This window comes from Erythrobacter sp. K21-9 (genome assembly GCF_055808355.1).
On the sequence record NZ_CM147866.1, the window covers coordinates 1,281,336 to 1,305,722 of the forward strand.

The 24,387-nt window shown below is 61.7% G+C and carries 23 protein-coding genes, 1 tRNA gene and 3 pseudogenes; 13 read left to right on the forward strand and 14 right to left on the reverse strand.

Translation table 11 applies throughout. From position 1 onward, the window contains the following. Positions 1 to 45 precede the first annotated feature (45 nt). Entirely contained in the window at positions 46 to 300 is a 255-nt protein-coding gene (locus AC0L39_RS06500; protein ID WP_473261696.1) for a cold-shock protein, read from the forward strand. A gap of 99 nt (positions 301 to 399) precedes the next feature. Here the strand turns inward: AC0L39_RS06500 and AC0L39_RS06505 are convergent, their stop codons facing one another. The 8 genes from AC0L39_RS06505 to AC0L39_RS06540 form a co-directional block, all read right to left on the reverse strand. Beyond that, complete coding sequence (locus AC0L39_RS06505; RefSeq protein ID WP_473261698.1) at positions 400 to 651, reverse strand: hypothetical protein; 252 nt, start codon at positions 649 to 651, stop codon at positions 400 to 402. 109 nt (positions 652 to 760) lie between these two features. Beyond that, positions 761 to 1,279, reverse strand: coding sequence for an SET domain-containing protein-lysine N-methyltransferase (locus AC0L39_RS06510; RefSeq protein ID WP_473261700.1), 519 nt, complete (start codon positions 1,277 to 1,279; stop codon positions 761 to 763). A 397-nt stretch (positions 1,280 to 1,676) separates the two neighbouring features. Further along, a complete protein-coding gene (locus AC0L39_RS06515; protein WP_473261702.1) occupies positions 1,677 to 3,035 on the reverse strand; it encodes a M24 family metallopeptidase in 1,359 nt (452 codons plus the stop codon). Between the two features lie 80 nt (positions 3,036 to 3,115). Then, on the reverse strand, positions 3,116 to 3,763 hold the full coding sequence (locus AC0L39_RS06520; RefSeq protein WP_473261704.1) for an inner membrane-spanning protein YciB: 648 nt from the start codon (positions 3,761 to 3,763) through the stop codon (positions 3,116 to 3,118). Further along, complete coding sequence (ftsY, locus tag AC0L39_RS06525; protein ID WP_473261706.1) at positions 3,763 to 4,686, reverse strand: signal recognition particle-docking protein FtsY; 924 nt, start codon at positions 4,684 to 4,686, stop codon at positions 3,763 to 3,765. The genes AC0L39_RS06520 and ftsY overlap by 1 nt, the downstream gene beginning before the upstream one ends. Further along, entirely contained in the window at positions 4,683 to 5,858 is a 1,176-nt protein-coding gene (locus AC0L39_RS06530; RefSeq protein WP_473261708.1) for a MiaB/RimO family radical SAM methylthiotransferase, read from the reverse strand. The genes ftsY and AC0L39_RS06530 overlap by 4 nt, the downstream gene beginning before the upstream one ends. Next, on the reverse strand, positions 5,855 to 6,664 hold the full coding sequence (gene dapF / locus AC0L39_RS06535) for a diaminopimelate epimerase (RefSeq protein ID WP_473261710.1): 810 nt from the start codon (positions 6,662 to 6,664) through the stop codon (positions 5,855 to 5,857). Before dapF ends, AC0L39_RS06530 begins: the two co-directional genes overlap by 4 nt. Before the next feature lie 70 nt (positions 6,665 to 6,734). Next, positions 6,735 to 8,423 carry a putative bifunctional diguanylate cyclase/phosphodiesterase gene (locus tag AC0L39_RS06540; RefSeq protein ID WP_473261712.1) on the reverse strand — a complete coding sequence of 563 codons (1,689 nt, stop codon included), beginning with the start codon at positions 8,421 to 8,423 and terminating at the stop codon, positions 6,735 to 6,737. 227 nt (positions 8,424 to 8,650) lie between these two features. Between AC0L39_RS06540 and AC0L39_RS06545 the strand changes: the two genes are divergently transcribed. Then, the gene (locus AC0L39_RS06545) at positions 8,651 to 9,043 is read left to right on the forward strand and encodes an EVE domain-containing protein (protein WP_473262304.1); all 393 of its coding nucleotides are present in this window, start codon (positions 8,651 to 8,653) and stop codon (positions 9,041 to 9,043) included. A gap of 171 nt (positions 9,044 to 9,214) precedes the next feature. Further along, positions 9,215 to 9,385, forward strand: coding sequence for a CsbD family protein (locus AC0L39_RS06550; protein ID WP_473261713.1), 171 nt, complete (start codon positions 9,215 to 9,217; stop codon positions 9,383 to 9,385). A gap of 63 nt (positions 9,386 to 9,448) precedes the next feature. On the opposite strand, the pseudogene AC0L39_RS06555 reads toward AC0L39_RS06550, so the two are convergent. Continuing rightward, positions 9,449 to 11,132: pseudogene (locus tag AC0L39_RS06555) on the reverse strand (thiamine pyrophosphate-binding protein). Between the two features lie 229 nt (positions 11,133 to 11,361). Between AC0L39_RS06555 and AC0L39_RS06560 the strand changes: the two are divergent. Continuing rightward, a complete protein-coding gene (locus tag AC0L39_RS06560) occupies positions 11,362 to 11,553 on the forward strand; it encodes a hypothetical protein (RefSeq protein WP_473261715.1) in 192 nt (63 codons plus the stop codon). Here the strand turns inward: AC0L39_RS06560 and AC0L39_RS06565 are convergent. Then, a complete protein-coding gene (locus tag AC0L39_RS06565) occupies positions 11,543 to 12,967 on the reverse strand; it encodes an MFS transporter (RefSeq protein ID WP_473261717.1) in 1,425 nt (474 codons plus the stop codon). The two genes, AC0L39_RS06560 and AC0L39_RS06565, sit on opposite strands and share 11 nt — an antisense overlap. A gap of 138 nt (positions 12,968 to 13,105) precedes the next feature. Here AC0L39_RS06565 and pgsA point away from each other — a divergent pair, with 138 nt between their 5' ends. Both pgsA and AC0L39_RS06575 read left to right on the forward strand, forming a co-directional pair. Then, complete coding sequence (gene pgsA, locus AC0L39_RS06570; protein ID WP_473261718.1) at positions 13,106 to 13,714, forward strand: CDP-diacylglycerol--glycerol-3-phosphate 3-phosphatidyltransferase; 609 nt, start codon at positions 13,106 to 13,108, stop codon at positions 13,712 to 13,714. 236 nt (positions 13,715 to 13,950) lie between these two features. Then, positions 13,951 to 14,208 (forward strand): hypothetical protein, encoded by a 258-nt coding sequence (locus tag AC0L39_RS06575; protein WP_473261720.1) that lies wholly within the window; start codon positions 13,951 to 13,953, stop codon positions 14,206 to 14,208. Positions 14,209 to 14,226: 18 nt separating this feature from the next. On the opposite strand, the gene AC0L39_RS06580 is transcribed toward AC0L39_RS06575, so the two are convergent. Together AC0L39_RS06580 and rnd are read right to left on the reverse strand one after the other, a co-directional pair. Then, positions 14,227 to 15,123: a hydrogen peroxide-inducible genes activator gene (locus AC0L39_RS06580; RefSeq protein ID WP_473261722.1), complete on the reverse strand. Its 897-nt coding sequence runs from the start codon at positions 15,121 to 15,123 to the stop codon at positions 14,227 to 14,229. Between the two features lie 18 nt (positions 15,124 to 15,141). Next, positions 15,142 to 16,345, reverse strand: a pseudogene (rnd, locus tag AC0L39_RS06585) (ribonuclease D). A gap of 190 nt (positions 16,346 to 16,535) precedes the next feature. On the opposite strand from rnd, the gene aspS reads away from it, so the two are divergent. After that, positions 16,536 to 18,359 carry an aspartate--tRNA ligase gene (aspS, locus tag AC0L39_RS06590; RefSeq protein WP_473261723.1) on the forward strand — a complete coding sequence of 608 codons (1,824 nt, stop codon included), beginning with the start codon at positions 16,536 to 16,538 and terminating at the stop codon, positions 18,357 to 18,359. A 65-nt stretch (positions 18,360 to 18,424) separates the two neighbouring features. On the opposite strand, the gene AC0L39_RS06595 is transcribed toward aspS, so the two are convergent. Together AC0L39_RS06595 and AC0L39_RS06600 are read right to left on the reverse strand one after the other, a co-directional pair. After that, positions 18,425 to 19,186 carry a CsgG/HfaB family protein gene (locus AC0L39_RS06595; RefSeq protein ID WP_473261725.1) on the reverse strand — a complete coding sequence of 254 codons (762 nt, stop codon included), beginning with the start codon at positions 19,184 to 19,186 and terminating at the stop codon, positions 18,425 to 18,427. Between the two features lie 390 nt (positions 19,187 to 19,576). Next, on the reverse strand, positions 19,577 to 20,020 hold the full coding sequence (locus AC0L39_RS06600; RefSeq protein ID WP_473261727.1) for a ferritin-like domain-containing protein: 444 nt from the start codon (positions 20,018 to 20,020) through the stop codon (positions 19,577 to 19,579). Positions 20,021 to 20,612: 592 nt separating this feature from the next. Between AC0L39_RS06600 and AC0L39_RS06605 the strand changes: the two genes are divergently transcribed. From AC0L39_RS06605 to AC0L39_RS06630, 6 genes and pseudogenes are all read left to right on the forward strand, one after another. Continuing rightward, entirely contained in the window at positions 20,613 to 20,849 is a 237-nt protein-coding gene (locus AC0L39_RS06605; RefSeq protein WP_473261729.1) for an acyl carrier protein, read from the forward strand. Positions 20,850 to 21,021: 172 nt separating this feature from the next. Continuing rightward, positions 21,022 to 22,282, forward strand: a pseudogene (gene fabF, locus AC0L39_RS06610) (beta-ketoacyl-ACP synthase II). A gap of 4 nt (positions 22,283 to 22,286) precedes the next feature. Further along, positions 22,287 to 22,505, forward strand: a complete 219-nt coding sequence (locus AC0L39_RS06615; protein ID WP_473261730.1) for a hypothetical protein — start codon at positions 22,287 to 22,289, stop codon at positions 22,503 to 22,505. After that, positions 22,502 to 23,470, forward strand: coding sequence for an endolytic transglycosylase MltG (mltG, locus tag AC0L39_RS06620; protein WP_473261731.1), 969 nt, complete (start codon positions 22,502 to 22,504; stop codon positions 23,468 to 23,470). The genes AC0L39_RS06615 and mltG overlap by 4 nt, the downstream gene beginning before the upstream one ends. Before the next feature lie 104 nt (positions 23,471 to 23,574). Then, entirely contained in the window at positions 23,575 to 24,093 is a 519-nt protein-coding gene (locus AC0L39_RS06625; protein WP_473261733.1) for a 2'-5' RNA ligase family protein, read from the forward strand. Between the two features lie 125 nt (positions 24,094 to 24,218). Continuing rightward, positions 24,219 to 24,295: transfer RNA gene (locus tag AC0L39_RS06630), tRNA-Met, on the forward strand. The last annotated feature ends 92 nt before the right edge of the window (positions 24,296 to 24,387 follow it).

Consider the following 24,387-nt stretch of genomic DNA (forward strand, 5'->3'; position numbering starts at 1 on the left):
CGGGTCAATTCTGGCGCGCTGCACACTCGTTCGACGGAATGACAGATGACACATTTTGGCAAGATCAAGAGCTACGACAGCAGCATGGGCACTGGCTCAATCACCCCTGAAAAGGGTGGCGAAGCGCTCCGATTCAAGAAGGCGGACCTTCAACAGGAAGGTCAGGTCCCGAAGGTCGATCAACGTTTCAGTTACGAAACCAGCGAGGTCGACGGCGGAAAGAAGAGTGCCGTAAGCTTGCAGCATCAGCAGGGCGACGGCCAGAGCCAGAAGGCTCAGGCCAGCAAACAGCAGGGCTGACGCCGAATAAGCAGGGCCGGGAGCTTAACCACTCCCGGCTCAGCCAATGGCAGAGTGCATCAGCTACGACGCGGCCCGACGGCGATGCTGAGGCAAGTCTTAGCCGCCGCTAGTCGTCGGGGACTCTTTTTCGAGCTGGCCACGCTGATTGCGAGCATGAGCCAAGGCATCCGCTAGATTTGTGTAGCGATAATCGCCCACCTGATAGCTTCCAACCAGCGTGAGAATGATGCCCAACCCGCGAAGCTCAGCCATGTCTTGCGCCAATGCCTCACATTGAGAAACGTCTACACCGCCGCCTTCACCCAACATGTGTGGGTGGCAGCGCGGAAGAAATTTGTCTGGGGTCATTATCTATCTGTCCTTTCGAGGCGCCAGCAAGACGTCTTCCAACCGCAAGAAGCGTGTCGGTATGTCAGCCTGAAGCAGAGTGAAATTGCGCTAATAGCGGCCTTGGAACTCACGCGGAGCTTTCGCCCACAAACCGGGCACCCACATGTTCTTGCCGGGCGATTGCGGTGTTCTCTACGTCAATTTCGATGAGGTAGGGCGCGACGAACCCGGCGTAGTCATCCTTGCGCTGTTGAGGCAGGTCTTGCCAGCCGGTGATCGACCCGCGACAATTCACTTGCCCGCATACACATGGGCCGGCGAAATGTTCGATCCGGTAGTTGCGCATTGCGTAGTCATATGTGGCTTCGTCCTCGGCAGCGATGTCGCACATCGCGACAATGTTATGGCCGCCCGATTCGTTTAGAACGATGCCGCAATTCGGATCGCACGAATGGTTGAACTTGGAGCTCAATCCCTTGTGGAATCTAAATCTGGTCTTGCTGATTTGCGAGGCATGCGAGTGATTGGTTATCGGCCTATCGTCCAGCACCCCTAAATAGAGAATGTCGCCTTTTCTGAATGATCCCAACGCAAAAACGCCTTGGCCGCGTCCGTTTGCAGATCGCTCCTCGATAACAATTGTCATGCAGGATCTCTCAGTCGGCTATGGCGTGTTGAAACCACGAGCCATTCGCCCTGGTCTTTGCGACAGGGTACTGCGCGACGCCGAGCTTCTGCCGGGCTTCGTGGATCAAGTTCTCATGATGATTGACACAGCCGTGTTGCGCAATCCGGGCTTCTGCCGCTGCGACATTCATCAAGGCGACTTGGTGGTCGTAAAGAAGTCTGTTGAGGCTCAATTCGCGTTCTCCCTAATGCGGGAGCGCAATTGTCTCTCAGTCGAGAGGGCGCACAAAAACGTGCTCTCGATTGTCACTAGATGGTGATGATCGTCTCAATCTACAAGCTACAGACCGTCAGAATTTGTCCACCATGCCTACAAACTCGAACGTCCGCTCCCCAAGCCCAACCGGCCTCTGCCTTCACTCCGCCGCTATCACCGTTATCTCTGTCTGCCGCCCGTCGATGTAGCGCACGGTTTCGCCGTCGAAGAAGGCATCTTCCTCGGTACGGAAATCCACTTTTTGACCGCCCCATTCGGGAACCTGCGAATAGCTTGTCAGCTCGATCGACCATGCGGTGTTCGCCCGGATGCGATAGGTGCCGCGCGGGTCGGCGTTCTGGTTGTCCCAGAACCCGATGGCCGTGCCCGCGCCGTGGCCGTGCGTGCCGATGGGGTGGGTGTAGATCGAAGGGTCGAGACCCTCGGCGATGGCCTGCGCGCGCGCCCGTGCCAGCACCTCGTTGCCGCTCAGCCCGGTTTTCATGTTCGCCGTGAGGATGTCCTGCACCCTGTTGGAAGCTGCCAGCCCTGCGGCAAGTCCTGCGGGCACTTCGGTTTCGCCGGGTCTCAGGACATAGGCGAGGTGCTGCGTATCTGTGTTGAGGCGCAGATAGGTGATGCCGAAGTCGGTCCACAGCAGGTCGCCGGGCTGGATCACCGTATCGCCGCGCAGCATCCCGTCCGCGCCTTCGCGCTGAATGCCGATGCTGGGATGAAACCACGGCGTCAGGCCAAGGCCGGCGAGACGTTCACGGTACCACCATTGCACGTCGGCGGCGGTGGTCGTGCCGGGCGTGATGACCTGCGGTGAGAACGCCTCGGCAATGATCGCATGGGCGGTGCGCACGATGGAAGGATACAGCTCCATTTCCGAAGGAATGCGCGTCTCCAGCCAGCGGGTGCTCAACGTCTCGCCGGACACGATCCGGTCGCGGTACATCGGGGCGAGCGCAGCGTTCATTGCGAGGAACTGGCTGTGCGTCATCCCGTCGCCGAACACGGTCATGTCCGAGAAGTTGACGGCGATGGACTGCGGATCGCGCGCAGCGATGATATCGGCGACTGCCTGCCACTGGTCCGGCTGGCTTTCGGGCTGCCATGATGGCTCGAACAGCCCGGCAAGGCCGTAGCGGCTCACCGTCAGGCGCTCGATGGGCTGGCCATTGCCGGGATCGTGGAAGATGAGGATCGTGCGCCTCCGCGCCGCCATGCTGCGCGCATCGAGCATGGAAGCGACGACCGGCTCCTCGAAATATTCGCGGCTCATCATCAGCCACAGATCGACGCCTCCCTCGCGCATGATCTGGGGGATCACAGTGTCGAGCCGCTCCGCGAGGATACGGTCGATCACATCGGCGCGCTCGCGCATGGTCAGGATCGGCGGCAGCTGCGGGGCGGCCTGCTCGGTCTCGCTCATGGGGATCGCCGGGGCGGCACTTGCAGGGCTCAGGGCGAGGGCGGAGGCCACCGCCAGCATTGCCGTGTTGAACATGCGCATCGATCAAAGCCTCTTCGTGACGTGAAACGCTGCCATAACAGCACTTTCGCCAATGTGCAGCCAGTGCGCCGGGGACGACGTCAGGAGGTCGGCGGCTCGTTCTTCACCACTTCTTCTTCCTGTCCGACATCGAGGCCATGCTTCATCAGCATCGGGATGTTGGCGAAGGTGAAGAGGAAGGTGAGCGGCAGGAACACCCACAGCTTGGCCCAGAGCCAGCCCTCGAACGTCATGTAGGCGACCAGCGCCTCGTTCAGTCCGGCAAGGATCAGGAAGAACACGCCCCAATTGCGCGACAGTTTGAGCCAGCCTTCGTCACGCAGCCCCTCGAATGCCGCCTCCAGCAGGATCTTGAGCAGGGGTTTGCCCATGAAATATCCCGCCAGCAGCGCAGCGCCGAATATGCCGTAGATGATCGTCGGCTTCAGCTGCACGAAGCGCGGGTCGCCGAAGAGTATCGTCAGCGCGCCAAAGCCGACGATGAGCGCGGTGGAGAACCACAGCATCGGCGAAATCTTGCCCAGCCGCCATTTGGAGATGATCAGCGCGCTCACGGCGGCGACCATGAAGGCGCCGGTCCCGTACATGATGGCAAGCAGCTCGCCCGCCGGGTTCGGATCGTCCGGCGCGTTGAAGCGGTACACGGCGAGAAAGACCAGCAGCGGCCCGTAATCGACCGCGACATTGAGCCAGCTTGAACCGGCTTTCTTGGTTTCGGCATCAGCCATCAGGCCACTCCTGCAATTACGCGCGCCACCAGGTCCGGATCGAAGGGGCGCAAGTCTTCCATTTTCTCGCCGACGCCGATTGCGTGGATCGGCAGGCCGTATTGCTCGGCAGCAGCCACCAGCACGCCGCCGCGCGCTGTTCCGTCAAGCTTGGTCATGATGAGGCCGGTGACGCCCGCGACCTCCTTGAACACGTCGATCTGCGAGAGCGCATTCTGGCCGTTGGTCGCATCCAGCACCAGCACGACGTCATGCGGAGCCTCCGGATTGAGCCGCCCGAGCACGCGGCGAATTTTCTCAAGTTCGTCCATCAGCTCGCGCTTGTTCTGGAGGCGTCCGGCGGTGTCCACGATCAGCGCGTCGATCCCGGTGTCGGTGGCCTGCTTGACCGCATCGAAGACGATGCTCGCTGGATCGCCGCCCTCTGGCCCGCGCACGAGATCTACCCCGGCGCGCTCGGCCCATGTCGCGAGCTGGCCGATGGCAGCGGCGCGGAAGGTGTCTCCGGCGGCGAGCAGGACGCCGTAATCATCCTCGGTAAAGAGGTGCGCCAGCTTTGCGATGGTCGTCGTCTTGCCTGATCCGTTGACCCCGATCACGAGGATAACCTGCGGGCGCGGGAAGGCGGTGACTTCAAGTGGCTTGGCGACAGGGCGCAATATCTCGGCAATTTCCTCGGCGACGGCCTCTTTCAGCTCGGTCTGCGTGATCTGTGCGCCAAAGCGCTTTTCCGCGAGCCGCACGCGGATACGGGAGGCAGCGGCAGGGCCGAGGTCGGAGACGATCAGCGCATCCTCGATATCGTCCAGCGTCGCATCGTCGAGCTTCCCGCCGCCTGCGATGCCGGTCAGGTTTTCGGACAGGCGGTCCGACGTCTTGCGAAATCCGCCGAGGAGCCTTTCGCTCCAGCCAGTTTCGCTCATACCAGTTGCCCTTCCTCGATGCCGCGCACTGTCAGGTTGAAGATCTCGCCTGCTGGCGTGCCTTCGGGAAGCACCGCGCGGGCGTAGCCGGGCGCATAGCCGGTCCCGTCGCGCTCGGCGAGGACCGGCAGGGTTTCGCCCACAAGGCTGGCAAGCCACGCGCCGCGCACACCGGCAACAGCTGCGCGCAATTCCGCGGCGCGGGCCTTGATCAGCGTCCGGTCATGCTGCGGCATCCGTGCGGCTGGCGCGCCCGGGCGGGGCGAGAATGGGAAGATGTGGCCGTGCACGATATCGAGCTCGCGGATGATCGAGAGGTTCTCGGCATGGTGCTCGGCGGTTTCGGTCGGGAAACCGGCCATCAGGTCCGCTCCCACAGCAATATCGCGGCGCCGGGCCTTGAGGCCGTGCACGAGGTCCAGGGCGTCGCCGCGCAAATGGCGGCGCTTCATGCGCTTGAGGATGAGGTCCGCGCCGTGCTGCAGCGAGAGGTGGAGGTGCGGCATCACGCGCTCTTCATCCGCGAACAGGTCGAACAGCGCCTCGTCGATCTCGATCCCGTCGAGCGAGGACAGGCGCAGGCGGGCAAGCTCGGGAAAAGTGTCGAGCATCGCGCGGACCAGCACGCCCAGTTTCGGATCGCCGGGCAGATCGTGGCCCCATGATGTAAGGTCTACGCCGGTGAGCACCACTTCCTTCGCGCCGAGGTCGAGGTGCTGCTCAACCTCGCGCAGCGCGTCGGCAATCGGAAGCGAGCGGCTGGCCCCGCGTCCCTGCGGGATCACGCAGAACGTGCAATCGTGGTCGCAGCCGTTCTGGACCGATATGAAAGCGCGGGTCTTGGTCGGGGCCAGGGGGGCGGCGTCCACCGGCACATTCCAAGCGCGCGGATCGAGCTTTGCGGTGTTGGCGATCAGGCCGTCGACCTCGGGCATGTCGGCGATTTGCTCGCGCTCGATATCGGCGGCGCATCCGGTCACGATCAGGCGCGCATCGGGGCGCGCGCGCCGGGCCTTGCGGATTGCCTGCCGGGTCTGGCGCACGGCTTCTGAGGTGACCGCGCAGGAGTTCACCACGACGACATCGCCCGCATCCGCCAGCATGGCCCGCATCCGCTCGCTTTCGGCGATATTGAGACGGCAGCCCAGGGATATGACCTCTGGCGCGCTCACGAATAATCGTCCCATTCGAACGTGCCGCGAAAGGCTTCGGTGGCGGGGCCGCTCATGCGGATTGTCCCGCCTTGCTCCCAGGCGATGGTAAGGTCGCCGCCGGGCAGCGTTACGGTCACGGGGCTTTTTGCAATACCCTTGCGGATCGCTGAGACAGCGGCCGCGCAGGCACCTGTGCCGCAGGCGCGGGTCAGACCGGCGCCGCGTTCCCAGACATGCAGTGTGAGGTGGTTCTCGCCCGCAAGGCTTGCGACGTTCACGTTGATGCGCTCGGGGAAGAGCGGATCGGTTTCGATCACCGGACCGAGCGCAGCCAGATCGACCGCGCTGGCATCATCGACGAAGAACACCGCGTGCGGGTTGCCGACATTGACTGCCATCGGCGTCTCGAGCGGCTCCCAGCCGACCGGCATGGCGGCGGTGTCCATCGCGTAGGCAAGCGGGATCGCGTCCCAATCGAAGCGAGGCTCGCCCATGTCGACGCTCGCGCCGCCATGCGCCGGTTCAAGCGCAATCGTCCTGCCTGCCGTTTCGACCGTGGCCGCTTCGCCGTGCAGCAAGGCCACGGCGCGGCTGGCATTGCCGCAGGCCTCCACCTCGCCGCCGTCGGAATTGTAGATGCGCATCCGGAATGCTGCGCGGTCGCTTGGTTCAAGCACGATGAGCTGGTCGCAGCCTATACCTTCGCGCCGGTCTGCAAGCGCGCGTGCGGCGGCCTCGGTCATGGGCGGCACAACATTCTCGCGCGCGTCGAGCACGACGAAATCGTTTCCGAGACCATGCATCTTGATAAAGGGGACGCGCATTATGTCGCGCATCTATGCACGGGAGGGCCCCGCGTCCAGTCCGCAGCGCGATCGCGCCCGGCGCAAGCGTTCAGCGGCGCGCGCTTTGCCGTGGCCGGTCGTGCTGAGCGGCGAACCGGGTTTCGCCGTCATCGCCGTCTTCCACGGCGTCGCTGGGCCGCACCGGCTCATTGGCGCTTGCAAGCAGGTTCATTCGGCTCAGACGCGCCTCGACCTGCTCGGCGGTTTCGGGCTGCCCATACAGGAACCCTTGCCCCTTCAGCTCGCCCATCTCCTTGAGCACCGCGAGAATCTCTTCGCTTTCGATCCCTTCGGCTGTGATCGGCAGATCGAGCCCCCGGCCAAGCGAGATGATCGCATCGACGATTTTCGTGCTGCCTTCATTGTTGCGCAATTCGCGCACGAACGAGCGGTCGATCTTGAGCCGATCGAAAGGGAGCGAACGCAGTTGTTCGAGGCTCGAATAGCCCGTTCCGAAATCGTCGAGGCTGACCTTCACACCCTGATTGCGCAGGCTGGTGATGGTCGAGCGGACCATGCCGATATTGTCGTGCAGGCAGCTTTCGGTGATCTCGATCTCCAGCCGGTGGGGCGGGAAATTGTGGGCGATCAATTGCTTGAGCAGCTTCTGCGCAAACCACGGATCGCGCAATTGCACCGGAGAGATGTTGACCGACAATGTCAGCGATTCGTCCCAGTGACGCGCATCCTCGAAAGCCTGTTCCATCAGCGCTTCGGACAGGTCGGCGATCAGGCCGATTTCCTCGGTAATCGGAATGAAGATCTCAGGATTGACGAGGCCAAGCTGCGGCGACTGCCAGCGCGCCAGCATTTCAAAGCCAGCCAGTTGACCGGTCCCGAGATCGATCTGCTGCTCGTAATAGGGAACGAATTCGCTTTCGATCAGGCCGCGCCGGATTCCGGCTTCGATCTCGTTGCGGAACCGAAGCTCGTTTTCCATGGTCGGCTCGAACCAGAAATAGCGGTTCTTGCCCTGTTTCTTCGCATGGTACATCGCAATGTCGGCGCGGTGCATCAGCTGGCTGGCATCGCTGACCATCGGGTTGAGGCCGTGCTCGTCATGATCGGTCGCGATCCCGATCGACATGGTGGCATCGACCACCAGGCTGCCGAGCCGGAACGGCAGGACGATATTGTCGAACAGGCGGATAACCAGATCGTCGATCCGACCGCGATGCTGGGAATCGTAGGCGACCACGAAAGCGAATTCGTCTCCTCCGAGCCGTGCGAGAATTGCGTTGTCGGGAAGCTGCTCGAGCAACCGCTTCGCCAGTGAAACCAGAACCTGGTCACCGATCGAATGGCCGTGCATGTCGTTGATCTGCTTGAAATTGTCGAGGTCGATCATGGCGTAGGCAACGGCCTGACCGCGGCTGTTCGCCGTGGCGCGAAGGCGCTCGGTCGCGGCAGCCATGCTCCGGCGATTGAGGCAGGCTGTCAGGGGATCGATTTCGGCCAGCTCCCGCGCCTGAGCCTCGGCCCGCTTGCGCTCGGAGATTTCGTGCGTGAGCTGGCGATACCGGCGCCAGCCAAAGATGATGAGGGCGATGTTGAGCAGCAGCGCATTGGCGAGCAGGTGATCGGGCCCGGCACCATCTGCGAAAACCGCGTCGATGACGCTTGGCAGGACAGACCCGCCAGTGCCGACGAACAGGATGATTGCAGCAATGGCGATGCCCAGCGCTACGATATCTTTCTCGGCGCTGCCGATCTGCGTCTTCTCGTCGTCTTCTTTCACTGCACTCTTTTCCTGACAGTGTGCGGCACGTCCCCCAAATCGAGATGCCCCCCACAAGAAAAGCCAATTCAGGTCACGTATGGCGTGGGGCAATAAAAATCGGGTTAATTGTGGAGGATAGGGTATTCGTAGGGGTGGCTCGGCCAGCTGCGGAAGAGTAACCGATGGCGGACCGACATTCACAAGGAGGCGTTTTCGTGGCGAAGTCCGACCGCAATTACTGGCTGATGAAATCCGAACCCTTCAAATATGGCTGGGATGACCTCGTTGCCGAAGGGGAAGGCACCTGGGATGGCGTGCGCAATCACCTTGCCAAGAACAACCTGGCGGCGATGGAAGTCGGCGACGAGGCGTTCTTCTACCACTCGCGCGAGGGGCTGGAGATCGTCGGGATTTGCGAGGTCAGCGTCGCCGGGATCACCGATCCGACCGACGAAACGGGCAAGTGGGCCGCCGTGAAAGTGAAGCCCAAGCGCAAATTCGATAACACGGTGACGCTCAAGCAGATCAAGGCTGAACCGAAGCTCGCCGATTGCGAGCTCGTGCGGCTCTCGCGGTTGTCGGTGGCAAAGATCAAACCCGAAGAATGGGACTTGATCTGCAAGATGGCCGAGGGTTGACGCCGTAGATTTTGGCTGCACCGGATCGTGGGAATTGCCCGCTGCAAGATGGCGTGCTCCGAATGATGATGCGGTGACCGGTGCATCTGGCGCGGCAAGCGCGGAACGATCGCGTTTCTGGCCCGTTATCTGTTTGTAACCATTATACAATTCAGACAACGGAGAACAGCAATGGGTGAACTTACAGACAAGGTCAAAGGCAATGTCAAAGAAGCCGTCGGCGAAGTGAAGCAGCAGTCGAGCGACCCCGAAACCCGCGCCGAAGGACGCGCGCAGGAGGTGGAAGGCAAGGTCGACCAGACCAAGGGCGAGATCAAGGGCGCGCTTGGCGACGACATCTAAACGCCTGACAAATTCGAAAAGGGGGCCGCTTCCAGCCGGGAGCGGCCTCTTTTTTGTGCGCGATCAGCGTGCGCGCAGCCCGCTGACGGTCGCGCCGCTCGCTGCAAGCTGCTCGACGTCGATTTTCATGTGGATGAGCCTCAAGCCGATACGATCGCGCGCTTCGGTCAGGGCTTCGCGGAACTCATCGGTCGTCGATACCGCTTTGCTCCACGCGCCAAACGCCGCGCCCAGCATGGCGAAATCGGGATTGGAAAGCTGTGTGCCCGATACCCGGCCCGGATACTCGCGCTCCTGATGCATCCGGATCGTGCCGTAGGCGCCGTTATCGACCACCAGCACCAGCATGTTCGCGCCGTGCTGCGCTGCGGTTGCAAGCTCTTGCCCGTTCATCAGAAAATCGCCGTCACCTGCGACAGCGACCACGGTGCGTTCCGGTTCGCGCAAGGACGCCGCTACGGCAGCGGGCAGCCCGTATCCCATCGCGCCGGTACGTGGGAGCGAGCTGGGTCGGAAACCCGTCATAGCGCCAATAGCGGTGCCACCATCCGGCGAAATTGCCCGCACCGTTGCAGATGATGCTGTCCGCAGGCAGCGCCTCCCGCATGAATACCACGCACGCGGCCATGTCGAGCGCGGGCGGATTGTCGGACGCCTTGGCCGTTGACCATTCCTCCCATTCGCGGTGCGCCTCTGCCCCGGCATCGAAGGGGATGATCGAATGGTCTTCCCACAAGGCGGCGGTTTCAGCGAATTCATCGACCGCGCAGCATAGCGCAAGCTCGGTGCGGTAGACGCGTCCCAGCTCTTCGGGGTCGGGATGGATGTGCACGAGCAGCTGGTCCGGATGCTCCAGCGCCGGGACGTCGTATCCGTCGGTCGTCGCCTCGCCCAAGCGCGCGCCGATGGCGATCACGAGGTCGGAGGACTTCACTCGCTCGACCAGTTTCGGATTGGGGCCATAGCCGAGATTGCCGGCATAGACCGGGGATGAGGGCGCAATCGCGTCCTGACGCCTGAACGCGGTTGCAACCGGCAGGCCGATGCTCTGGGCGAATTGCTGAAAGTGATCGCGCGCCTTCGCATTCCAGCCCGCACCGCCGATGATCGCGACGGGGCTGGCGGCATCGGCGATCAGGCCGAACAGCGCCTGCATGGCGTCAGGGCAGGCTGCCTGCGCCGGGCGGGTGACGAGCGGGCGAGGCGAAACCGCAGGATCGACGGGATCGCACAGCATATCCTCGGGCAGGGCGAGGACGACCGGGCCGGGCCGCCCGCTGATCGCAACCGAGTGTGCGCGGGCGATATATTCCGGGATGCGGGCAGGATCGTCGATCCGCGCCGCCCATTTGCAGATCGGTCCGAAAAACGCCTCGAAATTGATTTCCTGGAAGCCTTCGCGGTCGCGCATTCCGCGCGCGACATCGCCAACGAACAGGATCATCGGCTGCGAATCCTGGTGTGCGACATGCACGCCGATACTGGCATTGGTCGCACCGGGCCCGCGCGTGACAAACGCGATGCCGGGGCGTCCTGAACCGCCGGCATTCATCGCTCCATCGGCGCAGGCCATGAACGCGGCGCCGCCCTCCTGACGGCAGGTTATCGTCTCGATCCCCGAGCGTTCGTGCAGCGCATCGAGGACGGCAAGAAAGCTTTCTCCCGGCACGGTGAAGATCCGGTCGGTCCCTTGCTCGGCCAGACATTCCACCAGCAGTTCTGCGGCGCTTTTGGCGGGGGTGTTCACGGACCTGTTCTCCTGTCGTCCCGGTGCCCCTCGCGCTTAGCCCCGGCGGCGCTTGCAGGCAATGAAGCGCGCCATCCCTATCGACATGGTTAGCGCCCGCACGGTTTTGTCCCACCCTGCAACACCGGTTCTGCAAGCCCTGTCAGGAAGTTAAGAAAGTGTTAACACGCCTCTCAGGTTCACGATTGCCCCGCCACTGAAGCGGCGCAGCAAACACACGAGGTCGAATATGCGCAGAAGTCTGGTCCTTACCGATGAATCGAACCGTCACCCGTTTCGGGCGACCCTTCCGCCGCGTGTAAAGAACGACCTGCTCGATATTCCGGCCGAGAGCCTGTGGCGGCTCACCGCGCAAGACGTGCGCGGCTTTGCGAGCGTCTATGTTGCCGCGACGGCCGCCGTGCTGGCCTTCATTTTCTGACGACCTCGACCTTGGCGTGGATGAGCCCGTTCGTGGCTCCAGCCGCTTTCTCTGCGTTGTAAAGCAGGCGCCCAAGCCACGCCGACACCCCGGTCATCGCGGCGGCGAGCAGCAATTGCTCGGCCACGGGAATGCCGAGCGAGGTCATTCCGATTGCCACGGCCGAGCCGATCATCATCGCCAACGAATTTACGATGTTGTTCGCCGCAATCGTGCGGCTGGCTGCATCGTGCGCGCAGCGTGTGGTCAGAAACGCGTAGAGCGGCACCACGAACATGCCCCCGGCGGTCGAGATACCCAGCAGCATCAGCAAAAGCGGGATCGCCAGCGGTTCCATGATCCAGATTTCGATGGGCAGCAGCTCCCCGGCTTCGTTGGGAATCCATGCGCGCGAGACGATGTAGAAGCCGACAACGAACGCGCCCATGATCATCACGCAGACCGGCGCGAAACGGGCCGATACATCGCCTTTGAGCAAGGCGTTAATGCCGACCGATCCGATCGCAATCCCGATCGAGAAGATCACGAGGAACAGGCTGGCGACTTCCTTGCTGGCGAGCAGCTGGTTCTTTGCCAGCGGCGGAAACTGGATGAAAAGCACCGCACCGATAGTCCAGAAAAAGCTGATCGCGACAATCGCAAACCAGATTTCGCGATTGTGCATGGTCTCTTTGACAAGCTTGAAGCTCATCACCACCTGGTCGGCCAGCGCGACCGGTGCATAGCCGAGCCAGCGCAGCACCGGGTTGCGGACTTTCTCGGCATAGGGCTCCAGCAGCGGGAAATGCAGTTCATAGTCGCTCTGCGGCGGCGCATCGGGCACCCAGCGGCTGACGAAATACCCGGCAATTGCCGTCAGCACGATCAGGATCATCGCCACTTCGACATAGACGAACCCGGCCAGGATCGTGCCGGTCAGGATTGCGATATATGTGCCGGCCTCGACCAGGCCCGTACCGGGCAGCACTTCATCCTTATGCAGATGCTGGGGGAGGATTGCGTATTTGATCGGGCCGAGAAACGCCGATTGAGCGGCGGCAAGGAAGACGACGAACAGCAGCAGCGGAATGGCGACGGTATGCACCGCAATGCCCTGCCACGCCATGAACAGCCCGACCGCACCAAGGCTGGCCCAGCCGATCTCGCACAGTTTCACCTTGCGGATGATCGCGGCCTTGTCATGCGTATCGGCAAGTTGTCCCGCCAGCGCGCTGAGCAGCACAAAGGGCAAAATGAAGATCAGCGATGCAAGACCGCTGAAGATCGCCTCCTGCTTTTCATCATTGTAAACCGAATAGACCACGAACAGGACCAGAGCGGTCTTGTAGAGATTATCGTTGAACGCATTGAAAAACTGCGTGACCATGAGCGGCATGAACCGCTTGCGGGTCAGGAGACGCGTCGATGTGGTCATGTCAGAATATCGAACTCGCTCCTCAGACTTCCCACATAACGTACGCGCTCGCATGCACAAGGGTGTTCACAAGAGCGTTCACAAGCGGTGCAACGAGCCTTTTACGCGGTCAAAAGGCGCGTTAGAGCGGTTGCCACCATGTTGACGCTGCCCAACATCCTGACGCTGTCGCGCATATTCGCCCTGCCGCTTCTGGCGTTCTTCCTGTGGTGGCCGGAATGGCGGCTGGGCTATGCAATTGGCTTCGCGCTGTATTGCCTGATCGGGATCACGGACTTTTTCGACGGCTATCTCGCCCGCGCGCAGGGGACCGTGTCGAAGCTCGGCATCTTCCTCGATCCGATTGCGGACAAGATCATGGTGGCGACCGTCATCCTGATCCTGACAGCACAAGGGTATCTGCGGGGTCCGTATGTCGGCGACTTCCATGTCATCGCCGGGCTCGTCATCCTGATGCGGGAGATTGCAGTGTCGGGCCTGCGCGAATTCCTGGGCGGATTGCAGGTTTCTGTCCCGGTATCGCGGCTCGCCAAGTGGAAGACGACGTTCCAGCTGATCGCGCTTGGCGCATTGATCGGCGGCGGCGCGGTTCACGGCCAGCCATGCCAGGCACCCGGCGGCGAATGCCTGACGATTGCTGAAAGCTGGGTCCATGTGATCGGCCTCGGCAGCCTGTGGGCGGCGGCGATCCTGACGGTCATCACCGGTTGGGACTACCTGCGGGTCGGCCTCAAACACATGGATTGATCGGTGTCTGCTGGCGGCGGCTAAGGATCGGCATGCCGCGATAAAGTCTCACTTGACCGCGCAATACAAAGTCCAGTCACGGAAGCGTGAAACCTTTCCGGGGCTCCAGCACTAATTGGTTAACGATGGCCAATGCCGGACCACTCGGAATGGAACATGAAACCACGCGCAACCTCGCAGAAAAGCCTCGGAGCCCCGTCAACTCCTTCTCAACCCTTCCATTCTAGGAAGGGCCAATGAGCTTGACCCTGACTTCCTTTCTGAGCGCCTTTCTCAAGGTTGGCGCTGTTGCGCTGGTCCTCAACGAAGTGCGCGGCATTATCCTGGCTGTTCCGGTGCTTTACGCGATGGTTCAGGCCGGCGGATCTGCGGTTGCGCTGTGGGTCGGGTTCAGCACGCTTGCGGGCATCGCGCTTTCGGTGATCGTCCCGCTTTTTGCCGCGAAGAAAATCGATGGTTTCGTGAAACGCAAGCAAGCTGAAGTGACGGCTTAGCAGGCTCACCCACGCGTCCTATCCGGCGCGCAATTCCTCTGCCAGCAATTTGAAATCCGCCTCGCGCGGCGAATTCTTGCGCCATACCAGCACGATCTCGCGCTTGGCGCTATCGCTCTCGACCGGGCGCGCGACGACCTCGGTGCCGGTCAGGATGCCTGCATCGATCGCCATTTCCGGCAGCATCGTAAGGCCGAGGTCATTATCGACCATCTGCACCAGCGTATGCAGGCTCGTGCCGATCATCGAAGCGCTCGCGCGAAGTTCGCTGCGATTGCAGGCGGCCAGCGCGTGGTCGCGCAGGCAGTGACCATCCTCAAGCAGCAACAACCGCCCCTGGTCGATCATTTCCGGCGGGATTTTCGCAGGCGGATCGCGCGGATCGTCTTTCGGGAATGCGACGAACAGCCGGTCATCGGAGATATGTTCCACCTCAACCTCGCCCGTGTCGAAGGGCAGGGCGAGCAGCACGCAATCGACGCGGCCATGCTGGAGCGATTCGATCGCATCCTGACTGGTTTCCTCGCGCAGCATCAACTGAAGATCGGGACGCTCTTTCCTGAGGCGCGGCAGGATGCGCGGGATCATGAAGGGCGCGATCGTCGGGATCACGCTCATGCGCAGCTGGCCCGAAAGCGGCTTGCCCGAGGCCTGCACCAGATCGGACAGCTCCTCCGCCTCGCGCAGCAGGCGGTTGGCCTTGGCCACGACCTGCTCGCCCAGAGCGGTGAAGCGCACCACGCGGCGGCTGCGCTCGACCAGTGTTACGCCGAGCAGCGATTCAAGTTCGCGAATCCCGGCGGACAAGGTCGATTGCGAGACAAAGCTTGCATCGGCAGCGCGGCCGAAATGGCCGTGCTCGTGCAGCGCGACAAGATATTGCAGCTGCTTGATGGTGGGCAGGTAGGTGCTCAAATTACTCAGCCGCCCCAATCATTCTGCTGCCAACGCTTCTTCCATACTGGCCTGCATGTCGTCGATATGAGTCATTTTCAGCCTGCCGCCCTCGACGGCAAAGGCCAGCTTGCCTTCGACCAGCTCGAGCGCATCCTTGCCGAATACATCGTAGCGCCACCCTTCGAGCACTTTCAGGTCGCGCACCCCGGCGGCAAGCGCTTCCATTTCATCGGCGCGCGTAAGCAGGCGGGCAGCGACGTCAATTTCGCGCGCGCGGATCTTGAGCAGCAGCTTGAGCAGGTCAGCGACCAGCGCCCCTTCCTTGCCCAGCGGAGCGCCGCGCTTGATCTTGGCAGGCATTTCATCCTTGGGGAGCGGTTCTGCATCGCCGATCACCCGCATCAGGCGCTTGCCGATATCATTGTCGCGCCAGGCGGCGGACAGTCCGCGCACCTTGGCCAGGTCGGCCTGTTTCTTGGGAGGATGGCTGGCGATGTCGGCCAGCGTCTCGTCGCGCATGATGCGGCTCGCGCGGGATATTCTTGTGCTGCGCTTCGCCTTCGCGCCATCCGGCCAGCGCTTTCAGGCGGCCAAGCACCTGCGGATTGCGGCCCTGCGAACGGATGCGCTTCCACGATGTGTCCGGATTGACGATATAATTGCTCGCATCCGCCAGCTTTTCCATCTCCGCGTTCAGCCAGTTACCGCGGTCGGTCTTGATCAGCTTGTTAAGGATCTTGGGAAAGATCTTGGACAGGTGGGTGACATCGCCGATGGCGTATTCGATCTGGCGGTCGGTCAGCGGACGGCGGCTCCAGTCGGTAAAGCGCGCGCCCTTGTCGATGGTGATGCCCAGCCATGTATCGACAAGGTTGGCATAGCCGATCTGCTCAGACTGGCTGATCGCCATCATCGCGATCTGCGTATCGAAGATGGGGAAGGGGGTCTTGCCCGTCAGGTTGACGATGATCTCGACATCCTGCCCGCCGGCATGGAAGACCTTGAGCACGTCCTCGTTCTCGCACATCAGGTCGAGCAGCGGGGTGAGGTCAATCCCGTCCGCCAGCGGATCGATGGCGGCGGCTTCCTGCGTATTGGCGATCTGCACGAGGCAGAGTTCCGGCCAATAGGTGTTCTCGCGCATGAATTCCGTATCTACGGCGACGAATTCTGATTGGGAAAGGCGCTCGCACAGATCGGTGAGAGCTTCGGTGGTGGTGATCAGATCATGTATTTTCATTTGTCTTCTTGTCGTTTTGAGCGGAGTACCGCTCCCGGGATTGTCCCACTGGCCGAAATGACCGGCGCGCCTCACTTGACAAAGCGCCATGCTTGCCCTGTTAGCGCGCGCACAATATCGCGCGGGAAAATCCCTCACGCGATGCTGGCGCGCCAATAGCGCCATACACCCAAACAGGACAAGAAATTAGATGCACGCCTATCGTTCCCACACTTGCGCACAGCTTTCGGCCGAAAATGTCGGAGAAACCGTCCGTTTGTCGGGCTGGGTGCACCGCAAACGCGATCATGGCGGCGTTTTGTTCGTCGATTTGCGCGATCACTACGGAATCACCCAGATCGTGGCGGATGAGGATCTGCCCGCGCTCCCGGTGCTTGAAAAGCTGCGCAATGAATCGGTCGTGACCATCGACGGCGACGTGAAGGCGCGCACGCCCGAGACTGTTAACAAGGATCTGCCAACCGGCGAGATTGAAGTGTTCGCGCGTGAGATCACGGTGCAAAGCGCAGCCGAGGAGCTGCCGATGCCGGTGGCAGGCGAGCAGGAATATCCCGAGGAAATCCGCCTCAAATACCGCTTCCTCGATCTGCGGCGCGAAACCATGCACCGCAACATCATGCTGCGTTCGAAGGTTATCACTTCGCTGCGCCAGCGGATGATCGACCAGGGCTTTACCGAGTTCCAGACCCCGATCCTGACCGCATCCTCGCCAGAAGGCGCACGCGACTTCCTCGTGCCGAGCCGGATGCATCCGGGCAAATTCTACGCTCTCCCGCAGGCACCGCAAATGTTCAAGCAGATGCTGATGGTGTCGGGCTTCGACAAGTATTTCCAGATCGCGCCATGCTTCCGCGACGAAGACCTGCGCGCCGATCGCAGCCTCGAATTTTACCAGCTCGATTTCGAAATGAGCTTTGTGACACAGGAAGACGTGTTCCAGGCGCTTGAGCCGGTGCTGGCCGGCACGTTCGAGGAGTTCTCGGGCGGTTACAGCGTCACGCCATCGGGCAGCTTCCCGCGCATTCCCTATGCCGAGGCGATGCTGAAATACGGCACGGACAAGCCGGACCTGCGCAACCCGTTGATCATCAGCGACGTTACCAGCCACTTCGAGAAGTCGGGCTTTGGCCTGTTCGAAAAGATCGTGGGCGGCGGCGGCGTCGTCCGCGTCGTTCCCGCGCCGAAGACCAACGAGAAGAGCCGCAAGTTCTTCGACGACATGAACAACTGGGCGCGCTCCGAAGGCTTTGCCGGGCTCGGCTACGTCACTCGCAAGGGCGGCGAGTTCGGCGGCCCGATTGCCAAGAACCACGGCCCCGACCTTATGGCGCAGCTATATGACGAGCTCGGCCTTGGCCCCGATGACGGACTGTTCTTCGCCGCTGGCAAGGAAAAGGACGCGGCGAAGCTGGCAGGCGCTGCACGCGCGCAGGTCGGCGAACAGCTCGAATTGATCGAGCAGGATTGCTTCAAGTTTTGCTGGATCGTCGATTTCCCGATGTTCGAGTGGGACGAAGACGCCAAGAAGGTCGATTTCTCGCACAACCCGTTCTCGATGCCGCAGGGCGAGATGGATGCGCTCGAAAACATGGACCCGCTCGAGATCAAGGCGTGGCAATACGACATCGTCTGCAACGGCTACGAATTGTCATCGGGCGCAATCCGGAACCACCGCCCGGACATCATGTACAAGGCGTTCGAAATCGCCGGCTACGACAAGGCAACCGTCGACCGCGAGTTCTCCGGCATGATCGAGGCATTCAAGCTGGGCGCACCGCCGCATGGCGGGTCGGCTCCGGGGATCGATCGCATCGTCATGCTGCTGGCGGGCGAAGAAGCGATCCGCGAGGTCATTGCCTTCCCGATGAACCAGAAGGGCGAAGACCTGATGATGAGCGCGCCTTCGAAAGCGGAACCGGCGCAGCTGCGAGAACTGTACCTGCGCACGATCGAACCGCCCAAGAAAGACACTCCCGAAAAGGGCGGGCAGGATCAGGCCGGGAAGGACGCCTAACGATCACGATGGGGGAGCGCCCGTCTTGCGCGCGCTACCCCAAATGATCGGCACCTTACTGCGCTTCAGGCGCGTACCGCGGCTGCGTCTTCGGGTAGGCCGCCAAGATCGTAGACCAGCTTTGTATAGGCATCGAGATAGGCGAGCACGATGACCTGGCCGATCTCCGTATTCTGATAACCGCTCGCGCCCACAGCGCCGAAACCGGTCCACCAGCCGCCGCCCCCGCCGCCGCGGAACCGCAGGTCGCGCTTGCGTGCGTAGCCTTCGACCAAAGCCTCTTCGACCGTCGTGCGCGCATTAACGACCGAAAGCGTGACGTTCGCTTCTTTCTTCTTGACGTTGATGCCGCCGACAATCCCGCCAAGCGCGCGGCGGCCCAGCAAGCCGCCCAGCACGGCGCCGACGCCGCCTCCGCCGCTATCGCTGTTCGTGGTCACGATATCGGGCTGGAGGAAATAGTCCGCCGCCTTGACCTGTCCGCGGCCCAGGTTCGAACCTTCCTGTAGCTCACCTTGATCGGCGAGCGCGCGCTCCATTGCGCGGCTGCGCATCGAGCGACCGCGATTGACCAGCGTAAAGCAGCCCGAGCGTTGCACGAATATTCGCATGATGGCCTCGGGACTGCCGAGGCTGAGTTGCCGCCACCACTGATTGTCAGGCTCCACAATCGCGATGGTCCCCAGATTGCGCGTGCATTGCGGAATTTCGGCGGTTCCGCGCTCCTGATCCTGGCGTCCGGAGGAACGATCCTGCGCAGCGGATGGAACCGCGCCCAGCGCGAATACGGTTGCGGCCACTGCCGCGTAAAGCGAAGTCTTGAACATGCATCTTGCTCCCGTTCAAAAGAGAATGACGCGGGCTTCAACAATTTTGAATACCCAGCAAGAATGCGTACCCAAGGCTGGCCTAGCATAGCTGGCGAGAAAATCCATCGCCGGGCTATCTGGCATTACGATTGGCCGCTGATGCCAGCGGGATAAAGCTCAATTGGTCGCGGCACGCAAAAATGCGCCCGACCGCAAGGCCGGACGCATTTCTGTTCTGGATGAAATAGGTTTGGCGGAGCAGCGTATTTCGCTGAAATCAGCGCTCCCCAAAACAAACACGCGCTCTACGCCAATCCGTGTGTTGGTTCGGGCGGAGCGCAGCGCAGCACGCAGGCTGCGGCGCTCGACACCCTAAGGACGCTCATCCACGCGCCCTATCCCTGGACGTTATGCGAATTGTTCTTCCAGCATGTCACTGAAACGTTCGCCTTCGCGGACTTCGCGGTAGGCCGACTGGATCAGCATGCGGGTCGAGCTGTCGAAGTCGCAATCGTCGTCTTCGAGGACATCGCGGAACTGTTCCGCAAGATAGTCTTCGCCTTCTTCGACGCGTTCTGCGGCGGCTTCGTTACCGTTGGAAAACGTGTCGGTGATGGACAGCCATGTCTGGTGCATCTGGCTGGTCGTACTCGGCGAATTAATGGGGCTTTCACCGCGCGACGAGAGTGCCCCGTTCAGCGTGTTCAGCGTCTTCGAACGTTCGCTGGCGCGGCGTTCCAGTGCCTGGGTCAGCGCCGGGCTCTCGGCCTTTTCTGCGGCCTTGCGGTAGCCTTCGACCGAATCGTAAGTGGTTTGGGTAAGGTTCTTGAGAATGTCGACTGTATTAGTCATGGATCTCCTTGAGTATTCGTTTTCAAATTTCCACGCGCCGTTTGCGCCGTGGTTTCAATGACTTAACGGGCGGAGGGCGGTATTCGTTCCGATCCTTCGCCAGTCCGGACGTCAGCTGCGACGAACCGTGTCAGCCAGCTCTAAATCTCTGGTTTAGTGGCCAAAAAGCAGAAAAACCTGTCGCATCCAATGACGGCATGGTCCGAGCGGAGGCCGAATGAACGTCGCCCCATGCGCGCGCAGGCGGCGTCCTCGTGCAGCGCGCGCGCAGGCCTGACCGGATAGATTTAAGCCGGATCTGGGGCCGGGAGGGTGGACGCGCATCAACCGGGCGCACACCGACCTCATCGAGGGCGCGCTAGATTCGATCAGTGGACAGGACCTCAAAGCCCTTGTGATCTTCGGCGCATGCCATAAATACATGACCGAGCGCGCCTTGATGCTGCGCAGCGATATCGAGCTGACACCGGCCTATTCGCTGTTCGGGTGAGAGGTGCGGGAACGGGGGCTTTCGTGATCTTCACTTGCGCTCTATCGAACCGGCCTTTAGGGCACTTTTTGAAATTCTAACCCCAATTCAAGAGGGACACACATGAGCGATACTGCCGACCGCGCGCAGAAAATTGTCGTCGAGCACCTTGGTGTTGAAGGCGACAAGGTTACTCAGGAAGCAAGCTTCATCGATGATCTGGGCGCTGACAGCCTCGATATCGTCGAGCTGGTCATGGCTTTCGAAGAAGAATTCGGCGTAGAAATCCCCGACGATGCGGCTGAGAAGATCAGCACGGTCGGCGATGCCACCAAGTTCATCGAAGAACATAAGGGCTAATCGCCCTCAGCATGCCCGCATGTGCGGGTGTCTGACCGACAGGCCCGAGCCCTCTTTCCCGAGGGCCCCGGGCCTGTAGTGTTTCAGGGTCGGCGCAAGCCTGGCCCTACCAACGCCCAGAGAGGCTGCTGGCCAGGCGGGTCGCCGGCCAAAGACGCAATTGGAGAGTTGAATGCGCCGTGTCGTCGTAACCGGATTAGGTCTTGTCACCCCGCTGGGCGGCGATGTCGAGACGAGCTGGCGAAACCTGATTGCAGGCGAAAGCGGTGCCGGGCAGATCACCCGTTTCGATACCGAAGGGCACAAGGCCACCATCGCCTGCGAGGTGAAGGACAAGGATCACCCATGGGGCTTCGATGCGGACAAGCGCGTCGATCACAAGGTGCAGCGGCAGGTCGACCCATTCATCGTCTACGGCATCGATGCGGCTCGGACAGGCGCTCGAAGACGCAGGCCTGACCGACATGACCCAAGAGGAGAAGGAGCGCACCGGCTGCTCCATCGGCGCCGGTATTGGCGGGCTTCCGGGGATCGAGAGCGAAAGCATCGTCCTGCATGAGCGCGGCCCCGGGCGCGTCAGCCCGCACTTCGTGCATGGCCGCCTCATCAACCTTGTCACGGGTCAGGTGCAAATCAAATACGGCTTCATGGGGCCGAACCACGCAGTCGTGACCGCGTGTTCGACCGGGGCACACTCGATTGGCGATGCCGCGCGGATGATCGCGATGGACGATGCCGACGTGATGCTCGCAGGCGGCGCGGAAAGCACCGTGAACCCGCTCGGGATCGCAGGCTTCGCGCAGGCCCGCGCGCTCAACACCAGCTTCAACGACCGCCCGACCGAGGCGAGCCGCCCCTATGACAAGGACCGCGAAGGCTTCGTCATGGGCGAGGGCGCAGGCGTGGTTGTGCTTGAGGAATATGAGCGGGCCAAGGCGCGCGGCGCGACGATTTATGCCGAAGTGACCGGTTACGGCCTCTCGGGCGATGCCTACCACGTCACAGCACCTCATCCGGAAGGCAAGGGCGCGGAGCTGGCGATGCGCATGGCGCTGAAGAAAGCGGGCCTCAAGCCGGGCGACATCGACTATGTCAACGCCCACGGCACCAGCACGATGGCCGACACCATCGAGCTTGCCGCGGTCAAGCGCGCGCTGGGCGACGATCTGAGCGGCGCATCGATGAGTTCGACGAAATCCGCCATCGGTCACCTCCTGGGCGGTGCTGGCGCGGTCGAGGCGGTGTTCTGCATCCTCGCCATGCGCGACGGGATCGTCCCGCCGACGCTCAACCTGCACAACCCCGACGACGGCACCGAAGGCATCGACCTCGTCCCGCTTGAGGCGAAGAAGCGTGAAGTGCGGGCCGTGCTCAACAACAGCTTCGGCTTTGGCGGCACGAATGCGTCGCTGATCATGCAGAAGGTCGATTGATCAGATGGACTGGACAATCAAGCTTGGCGTGATTGTAGGCATGCTGACCGTGTCGGTTCTTTTTCTGACGCTTTTCGGAGTGCTGCCGTCAAACTGCTACGATCTCGCAGATAGTTGTCCGAATGAAAGCGTGATGATGGCGGGGGTGATCCTCGCTTCATTGTTCGGAGGCGTCTCGTCTGGGTGGCTTGCCAACCGGTTGGCGCAATGGACTCGAACGTGAAACGTATCGGCTGCATCGCCGGCCTCGCTCTGGTGCTGCTCGGCATTGCGGGCCTCGTATTCGGCTCGCAAGCGTTCGGTGAAACCTCGATCGAGGAGGAGACGCCGTTCGTAATCCCCGCCGGGTCTTCGCTGAGCGCAGTGGCGAACAAGCTAGAGGAGGAGGGGCTTATCTCTTCTGCCGACGGCTTTCTGCTGCGCGCTCGCCTGTTCGGCTCCAGCGAGCCGATTCAGGCTGGCGAGTTTGCGCTCACCCCGGACATGAACCAGGGCGAGATCCTTGCCGCGTTCCAGAACGGCGACGTGATCCGCCGCTTTATCACCATCCCTGAGGGGATGCCGTCCATCCTCGTCTGGGAAAAGCTCATGGAAGAAGAGCTGCTTACAGGCGATATCGATGTCCCACTCGAAGGCTCGGTGCTGCCGGATACCTATGCGTTCGAGCGCGGACAGGACCGCGGCGAAATCATCGAGCAGATGCAGACGGCGATGGACCGCTACCTCGCCGAAGCGTGGGCCAAGCGCGGTCCCGACATCGCGGTCGAGACCATGCGCGAGGCGCTGATACTCGCTGCGATTGTAGAAAAGGAAACCGGCACGGCATCCGAGCGGCGCACCGTGGCAGGCCTGTATTCGAACCGCGTGAAACAGGGGATGTTGCTGCAGGCCGATCCGACGATCATCTATCCGATCACCAAGGGCAAGCCGCTAGGCCGCCGCATCCGCCAATCGGAAATCGCAGCTGTAAACGGGTACAATACGTACACCCGTGTCGGCCTGCCCGAAGGTCCGATCACAAATCCGGGCCGCGAAAGCATCGCAGCGGTGCTCAACCCTGAACCGCACGAATACCTGTACATGGTTGCTGACGGCACCGGCGGGCATGAATTCAACGAGACGCTCGAAGGTCACAACGCCGCTGTAGCGAAATGGTATGTACTCCGCCGCGAGAGGGGTGAAATGTAGCGGGATGGATCGTGTAGGACAGCTTGCGATGAGCATCCACGCGCGGCGGTCCTCGGCGGATCGCAACCAAGAACGCCGCGAGAGGGGTGAAATGTAGCGACACGATGCCTCAGCCCTTTATCGTCACCGCAAAACTGCCCCCTGACATCCATCGCTGGGCCGATGCCTTGCGCCGCGAGCACTTTCCCCCGGAACGCAATCACCTCCACGCGCACGTCACCCTTTTTCACGCTTTCGCACCGTCGCTTTTGGATGAGCTGAAGGATTTCCTGCCGCGCATCGCGCGTGAGTTTGCTCCGCCCGGGGCGCGCATCACTGGCCTGATGGACCTCGGCAAGGGCACGGCTATCCGCCTGGAATCGCCCGATCTTCTCGCCCTGCGCGCGCTCATTGCAGATCATTTTCACGGCAGCCTGACCGATCAGGACCTGCACGAGCCGCGTCCGCATATCACCATCCAGAACAAGGTCGCGAAAGACGATGCGCGCGCGCTTCAGGCGCAGCTTGGCCCCGAGATCGAAGAGCGTGATTTTGCCTTTCCTGCGCTCGAACTGCACCGTTATCTGGGCGGGCCGTGGGAAGCGGTGAAGACAATCCCTTTCCGCGGGCGCTCCCGTCCCTGACCCCGCCAGCGCGCAGACGCGTAACAATGGTTGACCATCGCGCGGGCGCGCCCTAAATGCGCCGCTCGCTCGAGGCAAAGCCCGCGCGAATCCGGGCCGGAATTACCGACCCGGAAGCCCGATGGGGCGGAGTAGCTCAGGTGGTTAGAGCAGCGGAATCATAATCCGCGTGTCGGGGGTTCAAGTCCCTCCTCCGCTACCAATCTCGAATCCGCATGGGTTCGCATTCTTCCGTATAAATCCGAAAAAAATAATGAAATCAAAGCGGTGTAGCTGATTCGCGTCCGCTTGCGT

Bases quoted from the DNA above. Each gene is read 5' to 3' on its own strand.
- AC0L39_RS06500 (WP_473261696.1), top strand. From the start codon at position 46: ATGACACATTTTGGCAAGATCAAGAGCTACGACAGCAGCATGGGCACT.
- AC0L39_RS06505 (WP_473261698.1), bottom strand. From the start codon at position 651: ATGACCCCAGACAAATTTCTTCCGCGCTGCCACCCACACATGTTGGGT.
- AC0L39_RS06510 (WP_473261700.1), bottom strand. From the start codon at position 1,279: ATGACAATTGTTATCGAGGAGCGATCTGCAAACGGACGCGGCCAAGGC.
- AC0L39_RS06515 (WP_473261702.1), bottom strand. From the start codon at position 3,035: ATGCGCATGTTCAACACGGCAATGCTGGCGGTGGCCTCCGCCCTCGCC.
- AC0L39_RS06520 (WP_473261704.1), bottom strand. From the start codon at position 3,763: ATGGCTGATGCCGAAACCAAGAAAGCCGGTTCAAGCTGGCTCAATGTC.
- ftsY (WP_473261706.1), bottom strand. From the start codon at position 4,686: ATGAGCGAAACTGGCTGGAGCGAAAGGCTCCTCGGCGGATTTCGCAAG.
- dapF (WP_473261710.1), bottom strand. From the start codon at position 6,664: ATGCGCGTCCCCTTTATCAAGATGCATGGTCTCGGAAACGATTTCGTC.
- AC0L39_RS06545 (WP_473262304.1), top strand. From the start codon at position 8,651: ATGAAATCCGAACCCTTCAAATATGGCTGGGATGACCTCGTTGCCGAA.
- AC0L39_RS06550 (WP_473261713.1), top strand. From the start codon at position 9,215: ATGGGTGAACTTACAGACAAGGTCAAAGGCAATGTCAAAGAAGCCGTC.
- AC0L39_RS06560 (WP_473261715.1), top strand. From the start codon at position 11,362: ATGCGCAGAAGTCTGGTCCTTACCGATGAATCGAACCGTCACCCGTTT.
- AC0L39_RS06565 (WP_473261717.1), bottom strand. From the start codon at position 12,967: ATGACCACATCGACGCGTCTCCTGACCCGCAAGCGGTTCATGCCGCTC.
- pgsA (WP_473261718.1), top strand. From the start codon at position 13,106: ATGTTGACGCTGCCCAACATCCTGACGCTGTCGCGCATATTCGCCCTG.
- AC0L39_RS06575 (WP_473261720.1), top strand. From the start codon at position 13,951: ATGAGCTTGACCCTGACTTCCTTTCTGAGCGCCTTTCTCAAGGTTGGC.
- aspS (WP_473261723.1), top strand. From the start codon at position 16,536: ATGCACGCCTATCGTTCCCACACTTGCGCACAGCTTTCGGCCGAAAAT.
- AC0L39_RS06595 (WP_473261725.1), bottom strand. From the start codon at position 19,186: ATGTTCAAGACTTCGCTTTACGCGGCAGTGGCCGCAACCGTATTCGCG.
- AC0L39_RS06600 (WP_473261727.1), bottom strand. From the start codon at position 20,020: ATGACTAATACAGTCGACATTCTCAAGAACCTTACCCAAACCACTTAC.
- AC0L39_RS06605 (WP_473261729.1), top strand. From the start codon at position 20,613: ATGAGCGATACTGCCGACCGCGCGCAGAAAATTGTCGTCGAGCACCTT.
- AC0L39_RS06615 (WP_473261730.1), top strand. From the start codon at position 22,287: ATGGACTGGACAATCAAGCTTGGCGTGATTGTAGGCATGCTGACCGTG.
- AC0L39_RS06625 (WP_473261733.1), top strand. From the start codon at position 23,575: ATGCCTCAGCCCTTTATCGTCACCGCAAAACTGCCCCCTGACATCCAT.